Raw genomic sequence first — 20150 nt, 5'->3', positions numbered from 1 at the left:
CGATGCCCGTCCTCGTCGGTTACGTACCCACCCCGGAGGGCAAGGCCGCCCTCGACACGGCGATCTCCGAGGCCGGCCTGCGGTCCGCCCGCCTGGTCGTCGTCAACGTCAGCCGCGGCGACGCGCTCGTCGACCCCCGGTACGCCTCCCCTGACCAGTGGGACGACGTGCAGGCCAGGCTCGCCGAGAGCGGCGTCGAGTACGAGGTCCACCAGGGCGTCGAGGCCAAGGACCCCGCCGAGCAGCTCATCGAGCTCGCGGCGAAGGTCAACGCCGAGCTCATCGTCATCGGGCTGCGGCGCCGGTCGCCGGTCGGCAAGCTCATCCTCGGCAGCCAGGCCCAGCGCATCCTCCTCGACGCGGACTCGCCCGTCCTCGCGGTCAAGGCGAGCCGCTGAACGAGCCCACTGGCGCCGCGGGGACGACGTCCCCGCGGCGCCAGTGGGCCGTCCTAGTCGTGGCGACCCTGCTCGTGCAGGTCGTCGCCTTCGCGGTCCGCCCGGCGACGATCTACCGGGGCATCGAGGCCGGGGTCCCCACCGCCTGGCTCGGTGTCCTGTCGGCCTGCTTCGCCCTGACCCCGCTCCTCCTCGCCGTGCCGGCCGGGCGGGTCATCGACCGGGTGGGCGAGCGGGTCGTCGGGGTCGCGGGCGCCGGGTGCCTCGTCGTCGCGACCGGGGTGCTCGTCGTCGGCGGCGACGCGGTCGTGGGGCTGTTCGCGGGCACCGTGCTCCTCGGCCTGGGCCACCTGTTCAGCATCATCGCCCAGCAGACGTGGGTCGCGAACGCCGACCTCGGCGGGAGCCTCGACACCGCCTTCGGCCGCTACACCTTCGCCGCGTCCTTCGGCCAGTCGCTCGGTCCCGGGCTGCTCGCGGTCGTCGGGGGCACCGCCGTGCGGCCCGACACCACCCCCGTGCTCGTGTCCGGGCTGGTGCTGTCGGCGGTGCTGCTCGCGGTCGTCCCGTGGCTGCGCCCCGCGGGTCCCCGCGGACCGGGTCGCCCGGACGGCGCCGACGCCGCGCCGGTCACCACGTGGGGCCTGCTGCGCCGGCCCGGGGTGGGGCAGGCGCTCGTCACGAGCAGCGTCATCCTCGCGGCGGTCGACGTGACCCTCGCCTACCTGCCGGCGCTGGGCGTCGAGCGGAACATCGGCGCGGCGACGGTGGGCACGCTCCTCGCCCTGCGCGGTGTCGCCTCGATGGCCTCGCGCCTCGGGCTCGGGCGGCTCGTCGACCGCTTCGGCCGCAAGGCCGTCATGGTCGGGTTCTCCTGCGCCGCCGCGGTCGGGCTGGTCCTCACCGCCGTACCGGCCCCCCTGGCGGTGCTGGCCGTGGGTGTCGTCGTCGCCGGCGTGGGCCTGGGGGTCGGCCAGCCGCTGACGATGTCGTGGCTCGCCGAGACGGCACCGCCCGGTGCGCGGGGGCGGTCGATGTCGCTGCGGCTCGTCGGCAACCGCGCGGGGCAGGTGGTCATCCCCTCCCTCGCCGGAGCCGTCGCCGCGGGGACCGGCGCGGCCGGCGTCATCCTCATGACCGCCGCCGCGGTGGGGCTGGTCGGCGTCGGCGCGACCCGGCTGCCCCTCGGCGGCCGGAGCGCGGGCTCGGCCGACGCCTGACCCGCCACCCCTTCGCCGCGAGTGCGGAAGTGGTCGCCGGGGCAACCACTTCCGCACTCGCGGCGGGATCCCGTCGATCCCGGCGCGGTCAGCCGCGGCGGCCGCTGCGCAGCGACGTCACGCGGACCTCGTCGAACTCCGCGGTGATGACGCCCGTCACCTGGTCCGTGGCGCCCATCGACACCAGCCCGATCCGCGCGTCCGGGCCGAGGTCGTGGGTCCACACCCCGCCGCGCACCCAGGTCCGTCCGTCCTGGCTGGTGTAGGCGGTGTAGCGCTCCGTGTCGCCGTCGGCGGCCCTGCGCTCGGCCCCGGCGAGCCGTTCGACGACGATCCGCAGCCACGTCCAGTCGGCTCCGGGCGGCCCGACGACGGTGTTCCCGTAGCGGCTCCACCCGTCCGGCACGGGAGCGGTCTCCTTGGCGAACTCGGTCTGGCGGGTCTCCCAGATGGAGATGTCGGTCAGCTTGACGAAGTCGTCGTCGCCGCCGTACACGACGAGCCCGGCCTGCGCGTAGTTGAAGCAGCAGCCCTCGTCGGGCAGGCCGTCGAGCCGGACCTTGGTCTCGACGACGTAGTCGCCCCGGGGGGCGTCGCGCACGAGGACCGAGGCGGTGTTCGAGTCGACGTAGAGGTCGGCGTGCTCGACCGGCCAGCGCAGCACGCCGCCGCCGACGCTGGCGGATCCGGTGCGCCCCGCCGCCCACGACCAGCCGTCGTCGAGCGTGGAGCCCGAGAACTCGTCACCGTCGAGCAGGGTGCCGACCTCGTGCGGCTCGACGAGCCTCGGGCGGTAGCGGCTGCGCTCGCCCTCCTGCGCCGCCGGCGCCGGCATCCGGGTGTCGGAGGGTCCGGCGCCGCCGCGCACCACCGGCCAGCCGTCGACCCAGTCGACCGGGTCGAGCAGTGCCGGCCGCTTCGTGAAGCCCGTGGCGAACGCGTAGTACGGGTCGGTCCGGTCGACGGCGTGGTAGACGGTCCACCACTGGCCGCCCTCGTCGGCGAAGACGATGTTGTGGCCGGTGCCGACCCAGCGGTTGCCGTTCTGGGTCAGGAACGGGGTCCCCCCGACGGCGGCGTCGAGGAAGGAGCTGCCCTCCTTGTCGACGAACGGGCCGTAGGGGCTGTCCGACCGGCCCACGAACACGCCGTACCCGGTGAGGGCGCCGTTGCAGCAGTTCGTGGCCGAGCCGAAGAGGTAGTAGGAGCCGTCGCGCTCGACCACGGTCGTGCCCTCGTAGCGGTTCCCGATGGCGATGCGCGTGTCGTCCCCGGTCGCCGCGGTCCGGGCGGTGATGCCGCTCGGCGTGACGTCCACCGCGGTCGCGAACACCCCGCCGTAGTACGAGCCGTAGTACAGGATCCCCTCCTCGCCCACGGTGTCGCCGAGGACGTCGGGGTCGAAGGTCCAGAAGTACGAGCACTCCCCGCCCTGCGGGTCCTTCCGGGGCCCGACGACCGGCTGCTCGGACCAGGTCCACGGCCCGGTCGGGCTCTCGGCCACGGCGACCCCGATGGCGCTGTCGCCGCGGCAGGTGTCCGAGCCACCGCCAGCGGCCGTGGTCTCGGTGACCGTCGTGAGCAGGTAGTAGCGGTCGGTGGCCTCGGAGTACACGACGTCCGGGGCCCAGAAGGCGGCGCTCGGGTCGATCCACGCCGGGAGGTCGCCGCCGTCGAGGGGGAAGGCGTCACCGGTGTAGGTCCAGGTGACCAGGTCGGTGGAGACGCTCGTGGGGATCCGGTGGAACACGGGGTCGCCGTTCGCGTCGACGTCCTCGTCGTCCAGCGGGTCGGTCGTGCAGTAGAGGTACCAGGCGCGCTCGCCGTCGACGGTCTCGCCGTCCTGGCCGGCGATGACCATCGGGTCGGCGCAGCTGTCGATCGTCCCCCCGCCGGGCACGACCGGCGCCAGGGGGTTGTCGTAGCCGCCGGTCACCGGCAGCGGCGGTGGCACGGCGGGCACGGTGGCCGCGGCCGCCTGTCCGGGCGCGACCCCTGTCGCCACGGGGGCGCCGAGGAGCAGGGCGAGGGTGCCGGCGAGGCCGGCGAGCCCGGCCCGTCGCCACCGGCGGGCGCGGCTGCGCCCTCGAACGGGGTGCGGCGTCTCGGACATGGTGGTCCTTCCTTCCGGTGGCTCTCGGTGGGTCTGCTCAGTCATCGGTCACTCCCATGACCAGTCCTTCGATGTCGTGCTTCTGCACGACCGGGCGCAGCGTGTCGACGACGCGGGCACCGAGGTGCGCGCGCACGGAGTCCGGCAGCGCCTCCCAGAAACCGCGCGTGACCGTGAGGTCGTGGAGGTCGGCGTGCCCCGCTCCCGGCGCGTCCACGCCGAGCACGACCACCGGCCTGACCCGGTCGCTGTGGTTGGCCGTCCCGCGGTGGACCGTCAGGGCGGAGCGTGCCGAGACGTCCCCGCGCCTCGGCATCCGCAGCTGCGAGCCGGCCTCGTAGCGCGGCCACTCCGAGCGGGGCGGGAACATCCCGTGCTCCCAGTCGACCCCGCCCTCGTACTGCGTGCCCGGGGCGATCTGGAACGGTCCCATGTCGGGGGTGGTGTCGACGGTGGTGACGTTGAACGCCAGCGACGTGAGGCGGCGCCCCACCCGGGTCTCCTCCGGTGCGGGGAAGTCCCGGTGCCACGGCTGGTCGGCCGCCCCGGGGAACGGGATGTCGAAGCCGATCTCGACGATCTCGTACGCCGGTCCGAGGACCGCCTCGCAGATGCCGGTGACCCACGGGTGCGACACCAGGTCGACGAACCCGCTGAGCTGCTCGGGGTTGACCTCGACGTACCAGCGCTGCGGCCCGCGGCTGATGGCACCGCCCTCCCGGTCGCGGGCCTCCTCGAAGGCCGCGAGGACGTCCTCGTGGAGCCGGTCCACCCAGGAGGGGTCGAAGGCGCCCCTCCGGGCGACGATCCCGTCGCGCCCCAAGTCCTCGAGCTCGCTCGCCCGCGGCAGGCCGCTCACGGTCCCTCCTCCACGGACGGCGGGTCCTGGCCGAGCCGCCACTGCGTCCTCGACAGGTACTCGGACCCGGGGTCGAGGACGGCCGAGCGGGCCCAGGACCGGTTCGGGGCGTCGGGCGGGTTCTGGGTCTCCAGCGCGACGCCGTCGCCCTGCCGGTACCACCGGCCGGAGGTGCCGAGGACGGTGCCGTCGAGGTGGTTGCCCGTGTAGACCTGCAGGCCCGGCTGGTCGGTGTGGACCTCGAGGTGGCGCCCTGAGCGCGGCTCCTCGAGCCGGGCGGCGCGGCGCAGGCCGCCCCCGTCGAGGACGAGGCAGTGGTCGATGCCGCGGACCGCCTCGGTCTGGGGGTGGGAGCGGCGCGCGCACGCGCCGAGGGCCTCGCCCCGGCGCAGGTCGAGCGGGGTCCCGTCCACCGGCTCGGCGCCGTCGAGCGGGATGCCCTGGGAGTCCACGGGCAGGTAGTGCGCCGCGTCGACGGTGAGCCGGTGCCCGTCGACGCTGCCGCTGCCCTCCCCCGCGAGGTTCCAGTACGTGTGGTTCGTGAGGTTGACGACCGTCGTCGCGGTCGTCGTCGCCCTGAGGTCGACGTGCACCGCAGCGCCGGTCACCGTGTAGGTGACCGACGCGGTGAGCTCACCGGGGAAGCCCTGGTCCCCGTCCTCGCTGACCAGCTCGAGGGTGATGCGGTCGGGGCCGAGGTCGGTCACGGTCCACACCCGGGAGTGGAACCCGCCCGGCCCGCCGTGCAGGCACGTGTCGCCCTCGTTGGGCGCGAGCCGGTGCACCACGCCGGCCAGCTCGAAGCGGGCGCCGGCGATGCGGTTGGCGAAGCGCCCCACCGTCGCCCCGAGGTAGGGGGTCGGCGTCCGCAGGTACCCGCCGACGTCGCGGTGCCCGAGGACGAGGTTCGGGCGCTCCCCGTGCGGGTCGGGGTCGAAGGCGTGCAGCGAGGCGACGGTGGCGCCGAGGTCGAGGACGCGCAGCTGCGGGCGGTCCGCGCCCCCGATGGTGTGGGCGTGCACCGGCGAGCCGTCGGGCAGCCGCCCGACCACCTCGGACACCGTCACGTGGCCACCTCGCGCAGCCGGTGGGCGATCGCCTCGGGCGACACGTCGTTCACCCAGGCGCCCGCAGCCGACTCGGACCCGGCGAGGTACTTCAGCCGGTCCGGGGTGCGCAGCACCGAGAACACCTGCAGGTGCAGACGGGACACCTCCCGGGGCGAGTGCACGGGCGCCTGGTGCCAGGCCGCGATGTACGGCATGACGACGTGCTCCCCACCGGGCGCGGGGTAGTACCGGTCGAGGCGCCCCAGCAGCTCGGGGTAGAGGACGGCGAGCTCGTCGCGCTCCTCGCCGTCGAGGGCCGCGAGGTCGGGGACGTCACGGTGCGGGACCAGGTGCACCTCCACCGGCCAGCGGGCCGCGAACGGGACGTAGGCGCTCCAGTGCCGCCCCTCCAGCACCATGCGGACCCCGGCGGCCCGCTCGGCCTCCAGCAGGTCCTCGCCGAGGGTGCGCCCGGTGGCGGCGTGGTGCCGGCGGGCCTGCCGCAGGACGGCCTCCGCCCGGGCGGGCACGTACGGGTAGGCGTAGATCTGGCCGTGGGGGTGGTGGAGGGTGACGCCGATCTGCACGCCGCGGTTCTCGAAGCAGAAGACGTGCTCGACGTCGGGGCGCGCCGACAGCTCCGCCGTGCGGTCGGCCCACGCCTCGACCACGGTGCGGACGCGGCTCGGGGGGAGGGCGGAGATGCTGCCCTCGTGGTCGCTGGTGAACGCCACGACCTCGCAGCGCCCACGGGCGGGGCGCAGGGCGTGCAGCGAGGCCCCCCTCCCGGCCGGCCCCGCCGGGGCGGGGTCGGGGACGCCGATGGGGTCGGGGACGTCGGGGACGTCGGAGGTCCCGGAGGCGAACGAGGGGAACCGGTTCTCGAACACGACGACGTCGTAGTCGGCCTCCGGGACCTCGGACGGCACCGTCCCACGCCCCGTCGGGCACAGCGGGCAGGCGTCCGCGGGCGGCAGGAAGGTGCGGTCGGAGCGGTGGCCGGCGATGGTCACCCAGTCGCCGGTCAGCGCGTCGAGGCGCAGCTCCCCGGCCCGGGACCGCTCGCCCAGCTCCCGGTCGTCCGACGCGGTCCGCGGCGGCGTCCCCGGCTCGTCGAAGTAGAGGATCTCCCGCCCGTCGGCGAGGGTGCGCCGCGTCCGGCGCACGGGACCCGCGGCCACGGCCGACAGGGCTCGCGCGGCCGTCACCGGTCCGCCTCCGTCGACTCCTCGAGGACGACGGTGCCGGACTCCACGCGCAGGGGGAGGCGGTGCGGGCGGCGGCGGTTCGACGTCGGGTCCCACGCGTGGAGGAACAGGTGCAGGCGCCCCGAGTCGTCGGTGAGGACGCTGCAGTGCCCGGGTCCGCTGAGCCCCGTCCCGGTGCTCGTGATGAGGGGCTCGGCGTCCGGCTCCTCGGTCCACGGCCCGAGGGGATGGGGGGCGTGGGCGACCGCCACGCCGTAGCCGGGCGTCTGCCAGTTGCCCCCTGAGTAGAGCAGGACGCACCCGCCCTCGCCGTCGTCGAGGACGGCGGGCCCCTCGAGGGTGTGCCAGTCGTGGGTGCCGCCGTAGATGTCGCGGTCCGCCTCGTACCGCTGCCAGTCGGCCGAGGCGCGCAGGACGACGGTCGTGCTGCCCTCGAGACGGGTCATGTCGACGAGCCGCTGCACCGCCAGCACGGTGCCGGGTCGGTCGCCGTCGACGAGGTCGGTGGCGTAGAACAGCCACCAGTCGCCGGCGGGGTCGCGGTACGGGGAGGGGTCGATGGCGAACGGCAGCCCGGCCGTCAGCACGTCCCCGGTGTCCTCGAACGGCCCGGTCGCCTCGGCCGAGCTCGCGACCCGGATCTGGTGGCCGGCGTCGCCCCGCCCGCGGGAGTAGTACATCCAGTACCGCTCCTGCGCGTACGCGACCTCCGGCGCCCAGTACTCCAGGCCCTCGGGGACCGACGGCGGCAGGACGAGGGCCCCGCCGGCGTCCTCCCACGTGTCGAGGTCGTCGCTGACCAGCACCTGGAAGGCCCGGCCGTCGATCGGCGTCCGCGGGGTGGTCCCGTACATGACGTAGCGGCCGTCGTGCGTCTGCAGCACGAACGGGTCGGCGCAGTAGCCGTCCCACAGCGGCGGGACCGGCTGGTGGGGCGGGGGGACCCCGTGGTCGGTGGACGTGGTGCGGATGGGCACGGCGCTCCTAGTGCGTCGACGTCCGGCCGCCCGCCCTCACGTCGGGCGACCGGACGAGCTGGGGTCAGCCCTTGAGGCCACCGCGGGCGATGCCCTCGATGACGAACCGCTGGCTGACGAGGAACAGGATCAGGACCGGGATGCTGGCGATGGCTCCGCCGGCGAGGATCGTGGCGTAGTCGGTGGTGTAGGCGCTCTGCAGCGTCGACAGCCCGGGCTGGATGGTCAGGCGCTCCGGGCTGAACAGCACGTAGAGCGGCCAGAGGAAGTCGTTCCAGTTGGCGAGGAACGTCAGCAGCGCCAGCGTCGCGAGGGCCGGGCGCGAGAGCGGCACGATGACGGCGAGGAAGACCTTCCACCGGCTCGCGCCGTCGAGCAGCGCCGCCTCCTCGAGCTCCACCGGCAGGGAGAGGAAGAACTGCCGCATGAAGAACACGCCGAAGGCGCCGGCCGCCCCCGGGACGATGACGGCCGCGAGGCTGTCGAGCCACCCGAACCTCGCCACGATGACGTAGTTGGGGATGAGCAGCGAGATCGGCGGGACGAACAGCGTCGCCAGCACCAGGCCGGTGAGGAGGCGCTTGCCCGGGAAGGACAGCCGCGCCAGCGCGTACGCCGCCGTGGTGGCGACGACGAGCACGAGCAGGGTCTGTCCGGTCGCGGCGAGCATCGAGTTGAGGAACCACTGCGCCACCGGCGTCTGCGGGGCGTCGAGGATCTTCGAGTAGCCCTCGGTCGTCGGGTCCTTCGGGAGGAAGGTGAGGTCGGCCCGCGACACCTCGCTCGTCGACTTCAGCGACGTCGACGCCAGCCACAGCAGCGGGGTGAGGAAGAGCAGGCCCAGCAGCCCGAGGAAGACCGCGCGCCACGGGACGCGGCGCCGACCTCCCTCCGCCGCAGGGGCCTCCCGGCGGTCCTGCCGGTCCGCACGGGTGCGCGCGGGGGTCGCCGAGGAGCTCATCGGGTCTTCTCCTTCGGGGTGCGCTCGCGCAGCAGCGACAGGATGGCCAGGCTGACGAGCAGCAGCACGAGGGTGAGCACCGTGCTCATCGCCGAGGCACTGCCCATGTTGAACCGGCGCAGGCCCTCCTCGCCGATCTGCATGATGGCGCTGCGGGTCTCTCGGCCGGGCTGGCCCTGGGTGATGAGGTAGGACTGCCCGAACAGGTTCGCCGAGGCCAGGATCGTGATCGTGAGGACGAAGATCGTCACCGGTCGCAGCCCGGGCAGGGTCACGTGCCGGAACCGCTGCCAGGCGTTGGCCCCGTCGAGCTCGGCCGCCTCGTAGAGGTCGGTCGAGATGTCCTGCAGGCCGGCGAGGAAGATCACCATGTTGTAGCCCGCGGTCCACCAGATCGTCGGCAGCACGAGCGCCACCCACACCCACGGCGTGGCCGTCGTGAACGGGATCCGGTCCAGACCCAGTCCGTCGAGGTAGTGGTTGACCACACCGACGTTCGGGTCGAGCAGGTAGCGCCACAGCAGGCCGATGACGGCCACGCCGAGGACGAACGGCGCGAAGAAGATCGCCCGCACCGCGTTGCGTCCCCGGAACTTCTTGTTGAGCGCGACGGCGAGCGCCAGGGGCAGCACCATGAGCAGCGGCACGCTGATGAGGGTGAAGATGCCGGTGGCCCGCATCGAGGACCAGAACGGCTCGGACGTCGTGGAGCCGCCGGTGAACAGCTCGACGTAGTTCTGCAGCCCGACGAACGGCTTGCCCGGCAGGAGGAAGTCCCACTGGTGCAGGCTGATCCAGAGCCCGTAGACGATGGGTGCGAGGACGAACGTGCCGAACAGGAGCAGGTAGGGCCCGAGGAAGAGCAGGGCCGTGCCGAGGCCGGCGCGCATGACGGCGGGGTCGGCGCCCCTGCCCTTCCTCCGCCTCGCGCCCCGCGGTTCCGTCGCCGGAACCGCGGGGGACACGCGGGTGATGGTGGACACGGTCAGGCCTGGTACTTCTTGCGGTTCGCGTCGAGCATCGAGTCCGCCTTCTTGGCGGCCTCGTCGAGGGCGGCCTTGACCTCCTTCTTGCCGAGGATGATCTCGTTGACCGCGGTCTCGAACGTCGGCGCCGTGACGTCACCGATGCCGGGCACCGAGGGCGGGAAGACGACGTTCGGCAGCTGCTCGGCGAGGGTCGACTGGACCTTCAGCTCCTTGAACTCCGCCGACTCGCGCACGCTGTTGCGGGCGGGGATCTGCCCCGACTTCGCCCAGTCGATCGAGCGCTCGGAGATGTAGGAGATGAAGGCGCGCGCCGCGGCGAGCTTGTTCGGGTCCTTGGTCGCCTGCGTGGTGACGACGAAGTTGTGCGAGCTCGCCCAGACGGCCGGCTTGTCACCGATGGTGGGGACGGCGGCGGCCGCCCACTCGAGGTCCTTGACCTTCTCCCACTCGTTCATCATCCAGATGCCGTCCCAGGTGAGCGAGTCCTTCTGCTGGCGGAAGGCCACGGCCTGGGCGTCGTTGGAGACGTTCTTCGGGCTGGCGCCGTTCTCGATGAAGCTGCGCAGCCACTGCATCGCCTCCACGCCGGCGTCCGAGTTGAAGGTCGCCTTCGCGCCCTCCCCGTCGTAGATGCCGCCGCCGAACTGGTGGATGAGCGAGGTGAACATCAGGTGCGCGGGCCACGTGGCCGTGACCCAGAACGGGTTCTTGACCCCGGCCTTCTCCTGCAGCGCCTTCACCGCGGCCTCGAAGCCGGCCCGGTCCGTGGGCAGGCCGTCGACGCCGGCCTTGGTGAGCTGGGCGGTGTTGCCGTAGAACCCGAGCGGGTGGATGTCGAGCGGGATGCCGTAGCGCTTGTCCTGGTACACACCGGCGCTCCACACGACGGGCGCGAAGTCGGACTCGGTGAGCTCGAGGCCGGAGGCGACCTCGTCGAGGGGCACGATGACGCGCCGGGCCGCGTTGGTGGCGAGCTGGTCGATGTGCATGATGCCGACGTCGGGGCCGGCGCCCGAGGACACCGCGTTGGGGACCTTGGCGTAGTAGTCGCCCCACTGGAGGGTGTTCATCGAGACGGTGACGTTCGGGTTGGCCTTGTTGAACTCCTCGACCATCTGCTTCATGAACGGGCCGTCACCGCCGGTGAAGCCGTTCCAGAAGGCGAGCGCGACCTTGGGGCCGGTGTAGGTGTCGCCCTTGCCGAAGGCGCCGCTGGAGGGGGCGGCCCCGGGCGGCGCGCTCGAGCCGGCGCACGCGGCGAGCGCGCCGCTGGCACCGACCGCGCCGAAGGACCCGAGCAGGAGGCGGCGGGAGAGCTCCCGGGGGGTGGAGGTGGCCGACATGGTGTGAACTCCTTCGTGGATGGCTGACGCGAGGTGCGCCGACGGGGCCGGGGGTACGAGGTCGGGAAGGGTGGAGGCGCGGGGTGCGCGTGAGCGGGTCATGGTGCGGTGCGGGCGAGGACGACCGCGGTCCACGAGACGGGGGACAACCGCATGTCGAGATACCCCGTTTCGGCCGTCACATCCGGGTCGGTGCGCGGCCGGACGGCGTCGGGCTCGGCGGCCGTGTTCGTGCGGTAGGGGTCCTCGCCCTCGAGCCGCAGGCACTCGACGACCCGGGTGCCCGGGAAGCCCCGCAGGTCGATCCCGACGTCCACGGCCTCCGTGGTGTGCCGGTTGACGAGGAAGACGGCCAGCCGGCCGCTCTCCTCGTCCCACGTCGCCGCGGCGTCGACGGTGTCGACCTCGCCGTGGGCGGGGGTGTCGTGGCGGGCACCCTGGACCGCCACGAGCAGCGCGGTGCCCCGGGCCAGCCGGGCGGTGTGGGCGAACGGGTGGTAGATCGTCTGCCGCCAGGCGGGCCCGTTCGCCTCGGTGCGCAACAGGCCGATGACGTTGACGAGCTGCGCCTGGCAGGCGATCTTCACCCGGTCGGCGTGCCGCAGGAAGGTGTTGAGGAACCCGCCCACGGCCACCGCGTCGGCGAGCGAGAACGTGTCCTCGATGAGCGGGGGTGCGTGCTCCAGCCCGAGGTTGGTGTGGCCCACGAAGTCGCGTTGGTACCAGACGTTCCACTCGTCGAAGGAGAGGTCGATCTGCTTGCGACGACGACGCTTGGCACCGACGTGGTCGGCCGTGGCGACGACGGCGCGGATGAAGCGGTCCATGTCCTCCGACGAGGCGAGGAAGCTGGCGAGGTCGCCGTCCCTCTCCTCGTAGTAGGCGTGCAGGCTGATGTAGTCGACCTCGTCGTAGGCGTGCTCGAGGACGGTGGCCTCCCAGGCCCCGAACGTCGGCATGTGGCTGTTGGAGCTCCCGCAGGCGACGAGCTCGATGGAGGGGTCGACCTGGCGCATCGCCTTGGCGGTCTCCACGGCCAGGCGCCCGTACTCGTCGGCCGTCTTGTGGCCGGTCTGCCAGGGCCCGTCCATCTCGTTGCCCAGGCACCACAGCCGCACGCCGTGGGGGTCGCGGTGGCCGTGCCGCGCCCGCAGGTCCGACAGGGCGGTCCCGCCGGGGAGGTTCGTGTACTCGAGGAGGTCGCACGCCTCCTGGACCCCGCGGGTGCCGAGGTTGACCGCGAGCATGGGCTCTACGCCTGTGCGGCGCGCCCAGCCGGCGAACTCGTCCAGACCCACCGTGTTCGGCTCCAGGCTCCGCCACGCCAGGTCCAGGCGCGTCGGGCGGGACTCCACCGGCCCGACCCCGTCCTCCCAGCGGTAGCCGGAGACGAAGTTGCCGCCGGGGTACCGCACGACGCTGACGCCGGCCTCGCGGGTCAGGTCCGCCACGTCCTCGCGGAAGCCGAACGCGTCGGCACGGGGGTGGCCCGGCTCGTGGATCCCGCCGTACACGCACCGCCCCATGTGCTCCACGAAGGACCCGAAGATGCGGCGGTCGACCTCCCCCACGGTGAACGAGGGGTCGAGCGCGATGGTGGAACGGGGCAACGGGGGCCTCCCACGGCGATGTGGACGTTCTCGGCCCTTCAGGTATACAACGTTGAAACAACGTTGTAAAGACTGTGGTTGGATGTTTCCATCGTGGGAAAGGAGGCTCGGGATGGCGGTGCGGCTGCGTGACGTGGCCGAGCATGCGGGGGTCTCGGTGAAGACGGTGTCGAACGTCGTCCACGGCCACCCCAGCGTCAGCCGGACCATGCGCGCCCGGGTGCAGTCCTCGATCGAGGCGCTCGGCTACCTGCCCAACATGTCCGCCCGGTCGCTGCGCACCGGACGGAGCGGGCTGATCGGCCTGGCGATCCCGGGCCTGGCCGACCCCTACTTCTCCCGCGTGGCCGAGGCCGTCATCGACGCCGCCGCCCGTCGCGGCATCTCGGTCCTCGTGGAGCAGACGACCGGCGACCCGACGCGCGAGGGCGACGTGCTCCTCGGGCGACGTCCCACCATCGTCGACGGCCTGATCTTCTCGCCGATCTCGATCACCCAGCAGGCCCTCGACGAGGCCTCGCCCGCCGTGCCCCTCATCCTCCTCGGGGAGCACCTCATGGTCAGCCAGCGCACGCGCGTGGCCGTCGACAACGTCGCCGCCTCCGTCGACGCGGTCACGCACCTGCTCTCGACCGGCCGGTCCGCGGTCGCCGCGGTCGGGGCCAAGCGGGGCTCGACGGCCGCCACCGCCGAGGTGCGCCTCGCCGGCTACCGCCGTGCCCACGGGGAGCGCGGCCTCACCGTCGACCCGGCGCTCGAGGTCGCCACCGCGCACTTCTCACGGGCGGCCGGCGCCGAGGCCGTGGACCGGCTCCTCGATGCCGGGACGCCCTTCGACGCCCTGTTCTGCTTCAACGACCTGCTCGCGCTGGGCGCCATGCGGGAGCTGCGCCGCCGGGGCGTGCGCGTGCCCGACGACGTGGCCGTCGTGGGCTTCGACGACATCGAGGAGGGCCGCCACAGCGACCCGGGGCTGACGACGATCGCCCCGGACATGGGCGTGCTCGCGGACCGTGCCGTCGACAGCCTGGTCCAGCGCCTCGACGAGCCCTCGCTGCCCGAGGGCTACAGCGTCGTCGTGCCGCACCGGCTCGTCGTCCGCGAGAGCGCGCCGGCCGGCTGACCCTCCTCAGACGCCGATGCGCTCCCACGGGCCCCAGACGGCGAAGGTCAGCCCGCGGCTCGCCTGGATGTTGAGGAAGAGCGTGTGCCCGTCGGGGCTGAACGTCGACCCGGCGAACTCGTCACCGGTGCGCCCGGCCATCCGGTTCAGCGCGATGTCCCACAGCTGCCCGCCGCGGGAGAGGCCGCGGACGTAGTTGTCCTCGGTGTTGTCCTCGCAGAGCACGATCGTGCCGCGCCGGCTCACCGTGACGTTGTCCGGGAAGTCGAGGACGTCGCGGCCCGGCGACTGGTAGACGAGGAAGAGCGTCTCGGACCGGGTGTCGTAGCCCCAGACCTGCCCCGACCCGGTGCCGTAGCCGGTCGAGGTGTTCGGCCCGTCCATGACCGCCCCGCCGCCCTGCGTCGAGGTGAAGTAGACGACGCCGTTGTCGTAGACGGTCCCCTCGAGGCGGGAGAACCCGGCGGCACCCTGCGCCCGGCCCTGGTCGCCGACGTGGTTCAGCGCCTCGTCGTTCGTCGTGGGAGCCACCTGCCCGGGGGTGTAGGGGAAGGTGGGGTCCGGGTCGTCGATGTCGACCCACTCGACCCGGTAGCGCGTGCCCTTGGCCTGGCTCGCCTCGAGGTGGGCTCCGTCGACACCCTTGACCTTGAGCATCTGCAGGTGGCCGTCGTTGTCGAGGCGGCCGGTCTCCATCGGCGAGGTCCCCGGCGTGTAGCGGTAGAAGCCCGACGGGAAGCCGAAGTTGTCCTCGCTGAGGTACAGGTGCCCGCCGCGCGGGTCGAACGCCACCGACTCGTGGGCGAAGCGCCCGGCCTTCGTCACCGGCTCACCGCTCGCGCGCCCGCTCGTCGGCACCTCGAAGACGTAGCCGTGGGGCTTGGTGAGCGGGATGTTGGAGGTGCGCGTGAAGTCCGGGCCGACGTCGGGTCCGTTGACGGTCTCCTCGCACGTGACCCAGGTGCCCCACGGCATCGGGCCGCCGGAGCAGTTCATCATCGTGCCGTTGATGCCGGTCCAGGCCCGCGCGACCTCGCCCGTGCGGCTCGTCTCGACGACGGTGCAGCCGCCGAGGGCCTTCGGGTCGTACGTGTGGTCACCGATCGGGCCGAAGGCGGTGCCGTTGCCGTTGACCTCGTGGTTGCGGACGAGGGTGACGGTGCCGTCGTCCGCTTGGAACGCGGCCATGCCGTCGTGCCGCCCCGGGAGGACGGTGCCGTCGTCGAGGACGACCGGCGTCGACGTGTCGTGGAACGACCGGTAGGAGAAGCCCTCGGGGAGGTGGAGGCGCACCACGCCGTCCCGCAGGTCCGGGACCGCGCGCAGGCCGCGGAACGCCGGTGCGCCGAGGGCCCCGGCCGGTGCGGCGACGAATCCCGCGAACGGTCCGCCGAAGACGGCCCCTCCGGCGACGACGGCTCCTCCCTTGAGGACGGTACGGCGTTCGATCGACATGGTCATGCGCTCCCATCGGTGGTGGTCGGCGGATCCCTCACCGTAGGACGGTCGCGTCGCCGATGGAAGATTCGCGACCGGGTCCCTTCACCGACCCCGTCGCGGCCCGTTCTACGGTGGCGGCATGAAGGCGATGACGCTGCCCTCGTTCGGCGGACCCGAGGTCCTCACCCTCGCGGACGTCGACACCCCTGAGCCACGCCCCGGCGAGGTGCTCGTCGAGGTCGCGGCCTCGGGCGTGAACCGGGCCGACCTCCTCCAGCGCCAGGGGTTCTACCCGCCTCCGCCCGGTGAGTCGCAGGTGCCCGGGCTCGAGGTGAGCGGCCGGGTGGCGGCGCTCGGGGAGGGCGTCGAGGGCTGGGCGGTGGGCGACGAGGTGTGCGCCCTCCTCGCGGGAGGCGGCTACGCGGAGGCGGCGCGGGTCCCCGTGGGCCAGCTGCTGCCCGTGCCGCGCGGGGTCTCGCTCGTCGACGCGGCGGCGCTGCCCGAGGTCGTGTGCACGGTGTGGTCGAACGTCTTCCTCACCGCGAACCTCCAGCCGGGCGAGACCCTCCTCGTCCACGGCGGGTCCTCCGGCATCGGGACCATGGCGATCCAGCTGGCGCGCGAGGTCGGGGCCCACGTGGCCGTGACGGCCGGGTCGGCGGCCAAGCTCGAGGCCTGCCGCGCGCTCGGCGCCGAGGTGCTCGTCGACTACCGCGAGGAGGACTTCGTCGAGCGGGTCCTGGCGGCCACGGACGGCCACGGCGCCGACGTCGTCCTCGACAACATGGGCGCGAGCTACCTCGCCCGCAACGTCGCCGTCCTCGCCACGGCCGGGCGGCTCGTCGTCATCGGGATGCAGGGCGGCACGAAGGCCGAGCTCGACCTGTCGGTGCTGCTCCGCAAGCGCGCGGCCGTCATCGCGACGTCCCTGCGTGCCCGGCCGCTGTCCGAGAAGGCGACGATCGTCGCAGCGGTCCGTGAGCACGTCTGGCCCCTGGTCGAGGCCGGGCGGGTGCGGCCCGTGGTCCATGCGCGGTTCCCGCTCGCCGAGGCCGCTGCCGCCCACCGCGAGCTCGACTCCGGCACGCACGTGGGCAAGGTCCTGCTCACCACGTGACGGGGGCAGGCGGGCCCGCCACCCCTACCGGCACCGGACCAGGCTCCGGTAGACATCGGCCATGAGCATCGTCGCCGCCGTCCTCACCGCCCTGGTCGCGCTCGTCCACGTCGGCATCGTCGTGCTCGAGATGGCGCTGTGGACGACCCCTCGGGGCCGGGCCGCCTTCGGCCTCACGCCCGAGTTCGCCGAGCAGACCACGGTGCTCGCGGCGAACCAGGGCCTGTACAACGGGTTCCTGGTGGCAGCCCTCGTCCTCGGCCTGGTCGGGCCGGCCGACCACCGGTTCGCCTTCGCGGTGTTCGGCCTGTCGTGCGTCGTCGTCGCCGGGCTGTACGGCGCCGCCACGGCGAGCCGCCGGATCCTGTGGGTCCAGGCGGTGCCGGGCGCCCTCGCGCTCGCCGCCCAGCTGCTCTCGGCCTGACCCCGGTGTCCGGTGGCGGCTGCTGCCGGCTCAGCGCACGAGGACGTTGAGCAGGACGGTCAGCAGCACGGACAGCGCCACGGACACGAGGAGCATGACGAGGCAGCCGGTGGCACCGCCGACCGGTCGGACGCGCAGGGGACTCATGACCGCACCTGTGCCCGGTCCGGCTCCGTTCAACCCCGAGGACGTCGACCTCCTCGGTCCGTGGGGCGTGGCCGCTCGGCCGCCACACCCGCGGCGGGGCCGGGGCTGGCGTGTTGCAGGATGGGGGCATGAGCGAGCAGCCGCGTGACGACCGCGACCGGGACGACGAGGGTCAGGCGGTGCCCGCCACCGTGACGAGCGACGGCGAGCGCGTCGTCGTCGTGACCCCCCAGGGGATGGGGGTCGCGCCGCACGTCACGTCGGACGCTGCGCCGGAGCGCGAGCGGTCGACCAACCCCGCCGACCTCGTCGAGCAGCCCGCCAAGGTCATGCGGATCGGCTCGATGGTCAAGCAGCTCCTCGAGGAGGTGCGCAGCGCGCCGCTCGACGACCGCGGCCGGGCGCGGCTCGCCGACATCCACGACCGCTCGATCGCCGAGCTCAAGGACGGCCTCGCCCCCGAGCTCATCGCCGAGCTCGAGCGGATCGCCCTGCCGTTCAGGGACGCCGAACCCTCCGACGCCGAGCTGCGCATCGCGCAGGCGCAGCTCGTCGGCTGGCTCGAGGGGCTCTTCCACGGCATCCAGACCGCCCTGGTCGCCCAGCAGATGGCGGCGCAGGCCCAGCTCCAGCAGATGCGCCAGCTGCCGCCCGGTCACGGCGCGCACCAGGGCGCTCCGCACGGCACGCACCCGGGGGGCCCCGGCGGCCCCCAGCAGCCCGTCGAGCCCGGGCACGCCGAGGGCACCGGCCAGTACCTCTGAGGCCGTGCCGGTCGTGAGCCCCCCGGGCCGCGGTCAGAGGGCGGCCGCGGCGGCCCGGCCGGCCGTCCTCCCCGAGAACAGGCAGCCACCGACGAACGTCCCCTCGAGGGCGCGGTACCCGTGGACGCCACCGCCGCCGAACCCGGCCACCTCGCCCGCGGCGTACAGCCCCGGGACGGGCTCGCCCGAGGGCGTGAGCACCCGGCCCGACAGGTCGGTGTGCAGCCCGCCGAGCGTCTTGCGCGACAGGATGCGCAGCCGGACGGCGACGAGCGGGCCGTGCTTCGGGTCGAGGATGCGGTGGAGCGGGAAGGCCCGCTTGGTCAGCCGGTCGCCCCGGTAGCGCCGCGCCACCCGGATGGCCGCGACCTGGGCGTCCTTGGTGTACGCGTTCTCCACCTGCCGGTCGCGCTCGACGACCTGCTGCTCGATCCGGGCCGCGTCGAGGGGCGCCTCGGGGGTGAGGGCGTTCATCCTCGCGACGAGCTCGGTGAGGGTGGGCGCCGTGAGCCAGTCCTCGCCGTGCTCGAGGAAGGCCCTGACCGACGGGGTGACCTTGGTGACCGGCCGCTTGAGGACGTCGCGCCAGCTCCTGTTCGTGAGGTCGAGGTTCTGCTCGGACCCCGAGAGGGCGAACTCCTTGCCGACGATCGAGCTGTTCAGCACGAACCACGAGTGGTCGAAGCCGGTGTGCCGCAGGTGGTTCAGCGTCGCGAGGGTGTCGAACCCGGGGAAGTTCGGTGCGGGGAGACGGTTTCCGGCTCCGTCGAACCACATCGACGACGGTCCGGGGAGGATGCGGATGGCGTGGCCCGGCCAGACCGGGTCCCAGTTGCGGACGCCCTCGACGTAGTGCCACATCCGGTCGCGGTTGACGACGCTCCCTCCGGCCGCCTCGGTGATGGCGAGCATGCGTCCGTCGACGTAGGCGGGGACGCCGGTGAGCAGCTCGCGCGGCGGCTCCCCCAGCCGCGCCGGCCAGTTCTCGCGGACGAGGGCGTGGTTGCCGCCGATGCCGCCCGAGGTGACGAAGACGGCCTGGCCCCCGTACTCGAACTCGCCCACGACGTCGCGGTTGCTGGCCGCTCCCCGCGGCGAGCCGTCCTCGGCGAGAACCGCACCGCGCGCACCGGTGACGGCGCCGCCGGTGACGACGAGCCCGTCGACCCGGTGTCGCGGCTTGTAGAACACCCGCCCGGCCGCGATGTGCTCGCGGACGCGCGCCTCGAACGGGGCGACGACGCCGGTGCCCGTGCCCCACGGGATGTGGAAGCGCGGCACCGAGTTGCCGTGCCCGCCGGCGGTGCCGTCCCCGCGCTCGGCCCACCCGACGACGGGGAAGAAGGAGATGCCGAGCCCGCGCAGCCACGACCTCTTCTCGCCGGCCGCCCAGTCGACGTACGCGCGCGCCCACGCGCGCCCCCAGTGGTCCGGGCCCGGCGACCCGTCGTCGGCGACGAGGCGGTCCCAGCCCGCCGTGCCCTGCCAGTCCTGCCAGGCGAGGTCGACGCTGTCGGAGATGCCCATCCGCCGCTGCTCCGGGCTGTCGACGAGGAACAGGCCGCCGAAGCTCCACCACGCCTGGCCGCCGAGGTTCGCCTCGCCCTCCTGGTCGAGGAGGACGACCGAGCGGCCGGCCTCCGCGAGCTCGCAGGCGGCGACGAGGCCGGCGAGGCCGGCCCCGACGACGACGACGTCGGCATCCATGGGGAGAACCTAGTGCCCGACGACCCGGACCCGGCCACCCCCGACGGTCGTGACGAGGTGCGACACGTCGTCGAGGACGACGTGCGCCACCTCCTGGAGCTCCTCCCTCGGCGTCGTGCCCAGCACCCCGACGAGGCCGCGGCAGCCGGCCTCGCGGGCCGCCCGCAGCCCGGCGACGGAGTCCTCGACGACGAGGCAGTCCGAGGGGTCGACGCCGAGCCGGCGCGCCGCCTCCAGCCACGGGTCGGGGAACGGCTTGCCCCGCTCGACGTCGCTCGCGGTGACGACGACGGGAGGATGCGGCAGCCGCGTGGCCGTGAGCCGCGCCTCCGCGAGGTCGTCGGTGCTCGACGTGACGATGGCCGTGGGAACCCCTCCCGCGGAGAGCATCCCGAGCAGCTCGGCGGCGCCGGGGAGCACCGTGATGCCCTCGACGTCGGCGACCTCGATGGCCCGGATCCGCGCGAACGCCTCGGCGCGGACGTCCTCGGGGAGCAGCGCCGCGACGACCTGCTCGGCCGTGACCCCGTGGAAGCCGCGCAGCCGGCGCGGGTCGACGCCGTACTCGCCGCTCCACGCCGTCCACGACCGCTCGACCGACCCGATGGAGTCGATGAGGGTGCCGTCCATGTCGAGCAGGACCGCGCCGAACGGCTCGGCGAAGGGGGACGAGGACGCCGGGACGGGGGACGACATGACGT

At 73.6% G+C, this 20150-nt stretch carries 18 protein-coding genes; 6 read left to right on the top strand and 12 right to left on the bottom strand.

Going from position 1 to position 20150, the window contains the following annotated elements; all coding sequences use genetic code 11:
* Positions 1-2 precede the first annotated feature (2 nt).
* Positions 3-398 carry a universal stress protein gene (locus ACK8HX_RS06300; RefSeq protein WP_411939808.1) on the top strand — a complete coding sequence of 132 codons (396 nt, stop codon included), beginning with the start codon at positions 3-5 and terminating at the stop codon, positions 396-398.
* Between the two features lie 59 nt (positions 399-457).
* Positions 458-1618, top strand: a complete 1161-nt coding sequence (locus ACK8HX_RS06295) for an MFS transporter (RefSeq protein WP_411939807.1) — start codon at positions 458-460, stop codon at positions 1616-1618.
* A gap of 88 nt (positions 1619-1706) precedes the next feature.
* On the opposite strand, the gene ACK8HX_RS06290 is transcribed toward ACK8HX_RS06295, so the two are convergent.
* The 9 genes from ACK8HX_RS06290 to arfA form a co-directional block, all read right to left on the bottom strand.
* Positions 1707-3731, bottom strand: coding sequence for a family 43 glycosylhydrolase (locus tag ACK8HX_RS06290; RefSeq protein WP_411939806.1), 2025 nt, complete (start codon positions 3729-3731; stop codon positions 1707-1709).
* Positions 3732-3768: 37 nt separating this feature from the next.
* Positions 3769-4590, bottom strand: coding sequence for a phytanoyl-CoA dioxygenase family protein (locus ACK8HX_RS06285; protein WP_411939805.1), 822 nt, complete (start codon positions 4588-4590; stop codon positions 3769-3771).
* Positions 4587-5657, bottom strand: a complete 1071-nt coding sequence (locus ACK8HX_RS06280) for an aldose epimerase family protein (protein ID WP_411939804.1) — start codon at positions 5655-5657, stop codon at positions 4587-4589. The genes ACK8HX_RS06285 and ACK8HX_RS06280 overlap by 4 nt, the downstream gene beginning before the upstream one ends.
* Complete coding sequence (galT, locus tag ACK8HX_RS06275) at positions 5654-6847, bottom strand: galactose-1-phosphate uridylyltransferase (RefSeq protein WP_411939803.1); 1194 nt, start codon at positions 6845-6847, stop codon at positions 5654-5656. Before galT ends, ACK8HX_RS06280 begins: the two co-directional genes overlap by 4 nt.
* Positions 6844-7824 (bottom strand): glycoside hydrolase family 43 protein, encoded by a 981-nt coding sequence (locus ACK8HX_RS06270; protein WP_411939802.1) that lies wholly within the window; start codon positions 7822-7824, stop codon positions 6844-6846. The genes galT and ACK8HX_RS06270 overlap by 4 nt, the downstream gene beginning before the upstream one ends.
* 64 nt (positions 7825-7888) lie before the next feature.
* The gene (locus ACK8HX_RS06265) at positions 7889-8785 is read right to left on the bottom strand and encodes a carbohydrate ABC transporter permease (RefSeq protein WP_411939801.1); all 897 of its coding nucleotides are present in this window, start codon (positions 8783-8785) and stop codon (positions 7889-7891) included.
* Positions 8782-9675 (bottom strand): carbohydrate ABC transporter permease, encoded by an 894-nt coding sequence (locus ACK8HX_RS06260; RefSeq protein ID WP_411939800.1) that lies wholly within the window; start codon positions 9673-9675, stop codon positions 8782-8784. Before ACK8HX_RS06260 ends, ACK8HX_RS06265 begins: the two co-directional genes overlap by 4 nt.
* A gap of 95 nt (positions 9676-9770) precedes the next feature.
* Entirely contained in the window at positions 9771-11117 is a 1347-nt protein-coding gene (locus ACK8HX_RS06255) for an ABC transporter substrate-binding protein (protein ID WP_411939799.1), read from the bottom strand.
* 98 nt (positions 11118-11215) lie between these two features.
* On the bottom strand, positions 11216-12727 hold the full coding sequence (gene arfA / locus ACK8HX_RS06250) for an arabinosylfuranosidase ArfA (protein WP_411939798.1): 1512 nt from the start codon (positions 12725-12727) through the stop codon (positions 11216-11218).
* A 112-nt stretch (positions 12728-12839) separates the two neighbouring features.
* Here arfA and ACK8HX_RS06245 point away from each other — a divergent pair, with 112 nt between their 5' ends.
* Positions 12840-13850, top strand: coding sequence for a LacI family DNA-binding transcriptional regulator (locus ACK8HX_RS06245; protein WP_411939797.1), 1011 nt, complete (start codon positions 12840-12842; stop codon positions 13848-13850).
* A 6-nt stretch (positions 13851-13856) separates the two neighbouring features.
* On the opposite strand, the gene ACK8HX_RS06240 is transcribed toward ACK8HX_RS06245, so the two are convergent.
* Positions 13857-15311 carry a PhoX family protein gene (locus ACK8HX_RS06240; RefSeq protein WP_411939796.1) on the bottom strand — a complete coding sequence of 485 codons (1455 nt, stop codon included), beginning with the start codon at positions 15309-15311 and terminating at the stop codon, positions 13857-13859.
* Between the two features lie 118 nt (positions 15312-15429).
* Between ACK8HX_RS06240 and ACK8HX_RS06235 the strand changes: the two genes are divergently transcribed.
* The 3 genes from ACK8HX_RS06235 (at position 15430) to ACK8HX_RS06225 (ending at position 17742) form a co-directional block, all read left to right on the top strand.
* The gene (locus ACK8HX_RS06235; protein ID WP_411939795.1) at positions 15430-16407 is read left to right on the top strand and encodes an NAD(P)H-quinone oxidoreductase; all 978 of its coding nucleotides are present in this window, start codon (positions 15430-15432) and stop codon (positions 16405-16407) included.
* A gap of 61 nt (positions 16408-16468) precedes the next feature.
* Positions 16469-16831, top strand: coding sequence for a DUF1304 domain-containing protein (locus ACK8HX_RS06230; protein WP_411939794.1), 363 nt, complete (start codon positions 16469-16471; stop codon positions 16829-16831).
* Between the two features lie 275 nt (positions 16832-17106).
* Positions 17107-17742 carry a proteasome activator gene (locus tag ACK8HX_RS06225; protein ID WP_411939793.1) on the top strand — a complete coding sequence of 212 codons (636 nt, stop codon included), beginning with the start codon at positions 17107-17109 and terminating at the stop codon, positions 17740-17742.
* A 33-nt stretch (positions 17743-17775) separates the two neighbouring features.
* Here the strand turns inward: ACK8HX_RS06225 and ACK8HX_RS06220 are convergent, their stop codons facing one another.
* Positions 17776-19449: an FAD-binding dehydrogenase gene (locus ACK8HX_RS06220; protein ID WP_411939792.1), complete on the bottom strand. Its 1674-nt coding sequence runs from the start codon at positions 19447-19449 to the stop codon at positions 17776-17778.
* A 9-nt stretch (positions 19450-19458) separates the two neighbouring features.
* Positions 19459-20145 (bottom strand): HAD family hydrolase, encoded by a 687-nt coding sequence (locus ACK8HX_RS06215; RefSeq protein ID WP_411939791.1) that lies wholly within the window; start codon positions 20143-20145, stop codon positions 19459-19461.
* Between the last annotated feature and the right edge of the window lie 5 nt (positions 20146-20150).

Origin of the sequence: Oryzobacter faecalis (assembly GCF_046764005.1) — a bacterium.
GTDB classification, from domain to species: domain Bacteria; phylum Actinomycetota; class Actinomycetes; order Actinomycetales; family Dermatophilaceae; genus Oryzobacter; species Oryzobacter faecalis.
Note: the sequence above shows the minus strand (reverse complement) of the source record. Positions and strands in the feature narration are given on the sequence as shown.

Bases quoted from the DNA above. Each gene is read 5' to 3' on its own strand.
- ACK8HX_RS06300 (WP_411939808.1), top strand. From the start codon at position 3: ATGCCCGTCCTCGTCGGTTACGTACCCACCCCGGAGGGCAAGGCCGCC.
- ACK8HX_RS06290 (WP_411939806.1), bottom strand. From the start codon at position 3,731: ATGTCCGAGACGCCGCACCCCGTTCGAGGGCGCAGCCGCGCCCGCCGG.
- ACK8HX_RS06265 (WP_411939801.1), bottom strand. From the start codon at position 8,785: ATGAGCTCCTCGGCGACCCCCGCGCGCACCCGTGCGGACCGGCAGGAC.
- ACK8HX_RS06260 (WP_411939800.1), bottom strand. From the start codon at position 9,675: ATGCGCGCCGGCCTCGGCACGGCCCTGCTCTTCCTCGGGCCCTACCTG.
- ACK8HX_RS06255 (WP_411939799.1), bottom strand. From the start codon at position 11,117: ATGTCGGCCACCTCCACCCCCCGGGAGCTCTCCCGCCGCCTCCTGCTC.
- ACK8HX_RS06245 (WP_411939797.1), top strand. From the start codon at position 12,840: ATGGCGGTGCGGCTGCGTGACGTGGCCGAGCATGCGGGGGTCTCGGTG.
- ACK8HX_RS06240 (WP_411939796.1), bottom strand. From the start codon at position 15,311: ATGACCATGTCGATCGAACGCCGTACCGTCCTCAAGGGAGGAGCCGTC.
- ACK8HX_RS06235 (WP_411939795.1), top strand. From the start codon at position 15,430: ATGAAGGCGATGACGCTGCCCTCGTTCGGCGGACCCGAGGTCCTCACC.
- ACK8HX_RS06230 (WP_411939794.1), top strand. From the start codon at position 16,469: ATGAGCATCGTCGCCGCCGTCCTCACCGCCCTGGTCGCGCTCGTCCAC.
- ACK8HX_RS06225 (WP_411939793.1), top strand. From the start codon at position 17,107: ATGAGCGAGCAGCCGCGTGACGACCGCGACCGGGACGACGAGGGTCAG.
- ACK8HX_RS06220 (WP_411939792.1), bottom strand. From the start codon at position 19,449: ATGGATGCCGACGTCGTCGTCGTCGGGGCCGGCCTCGCCGGCCTCGTC.
- ACK8HX_RS06215 (WP_411939791.1), bottom strand. From the start codon at position 20,145: ATGTCGTCCCCCGTCCCGGCGTCCTCGTCCCCCTTCGCCGAGCCGTTC.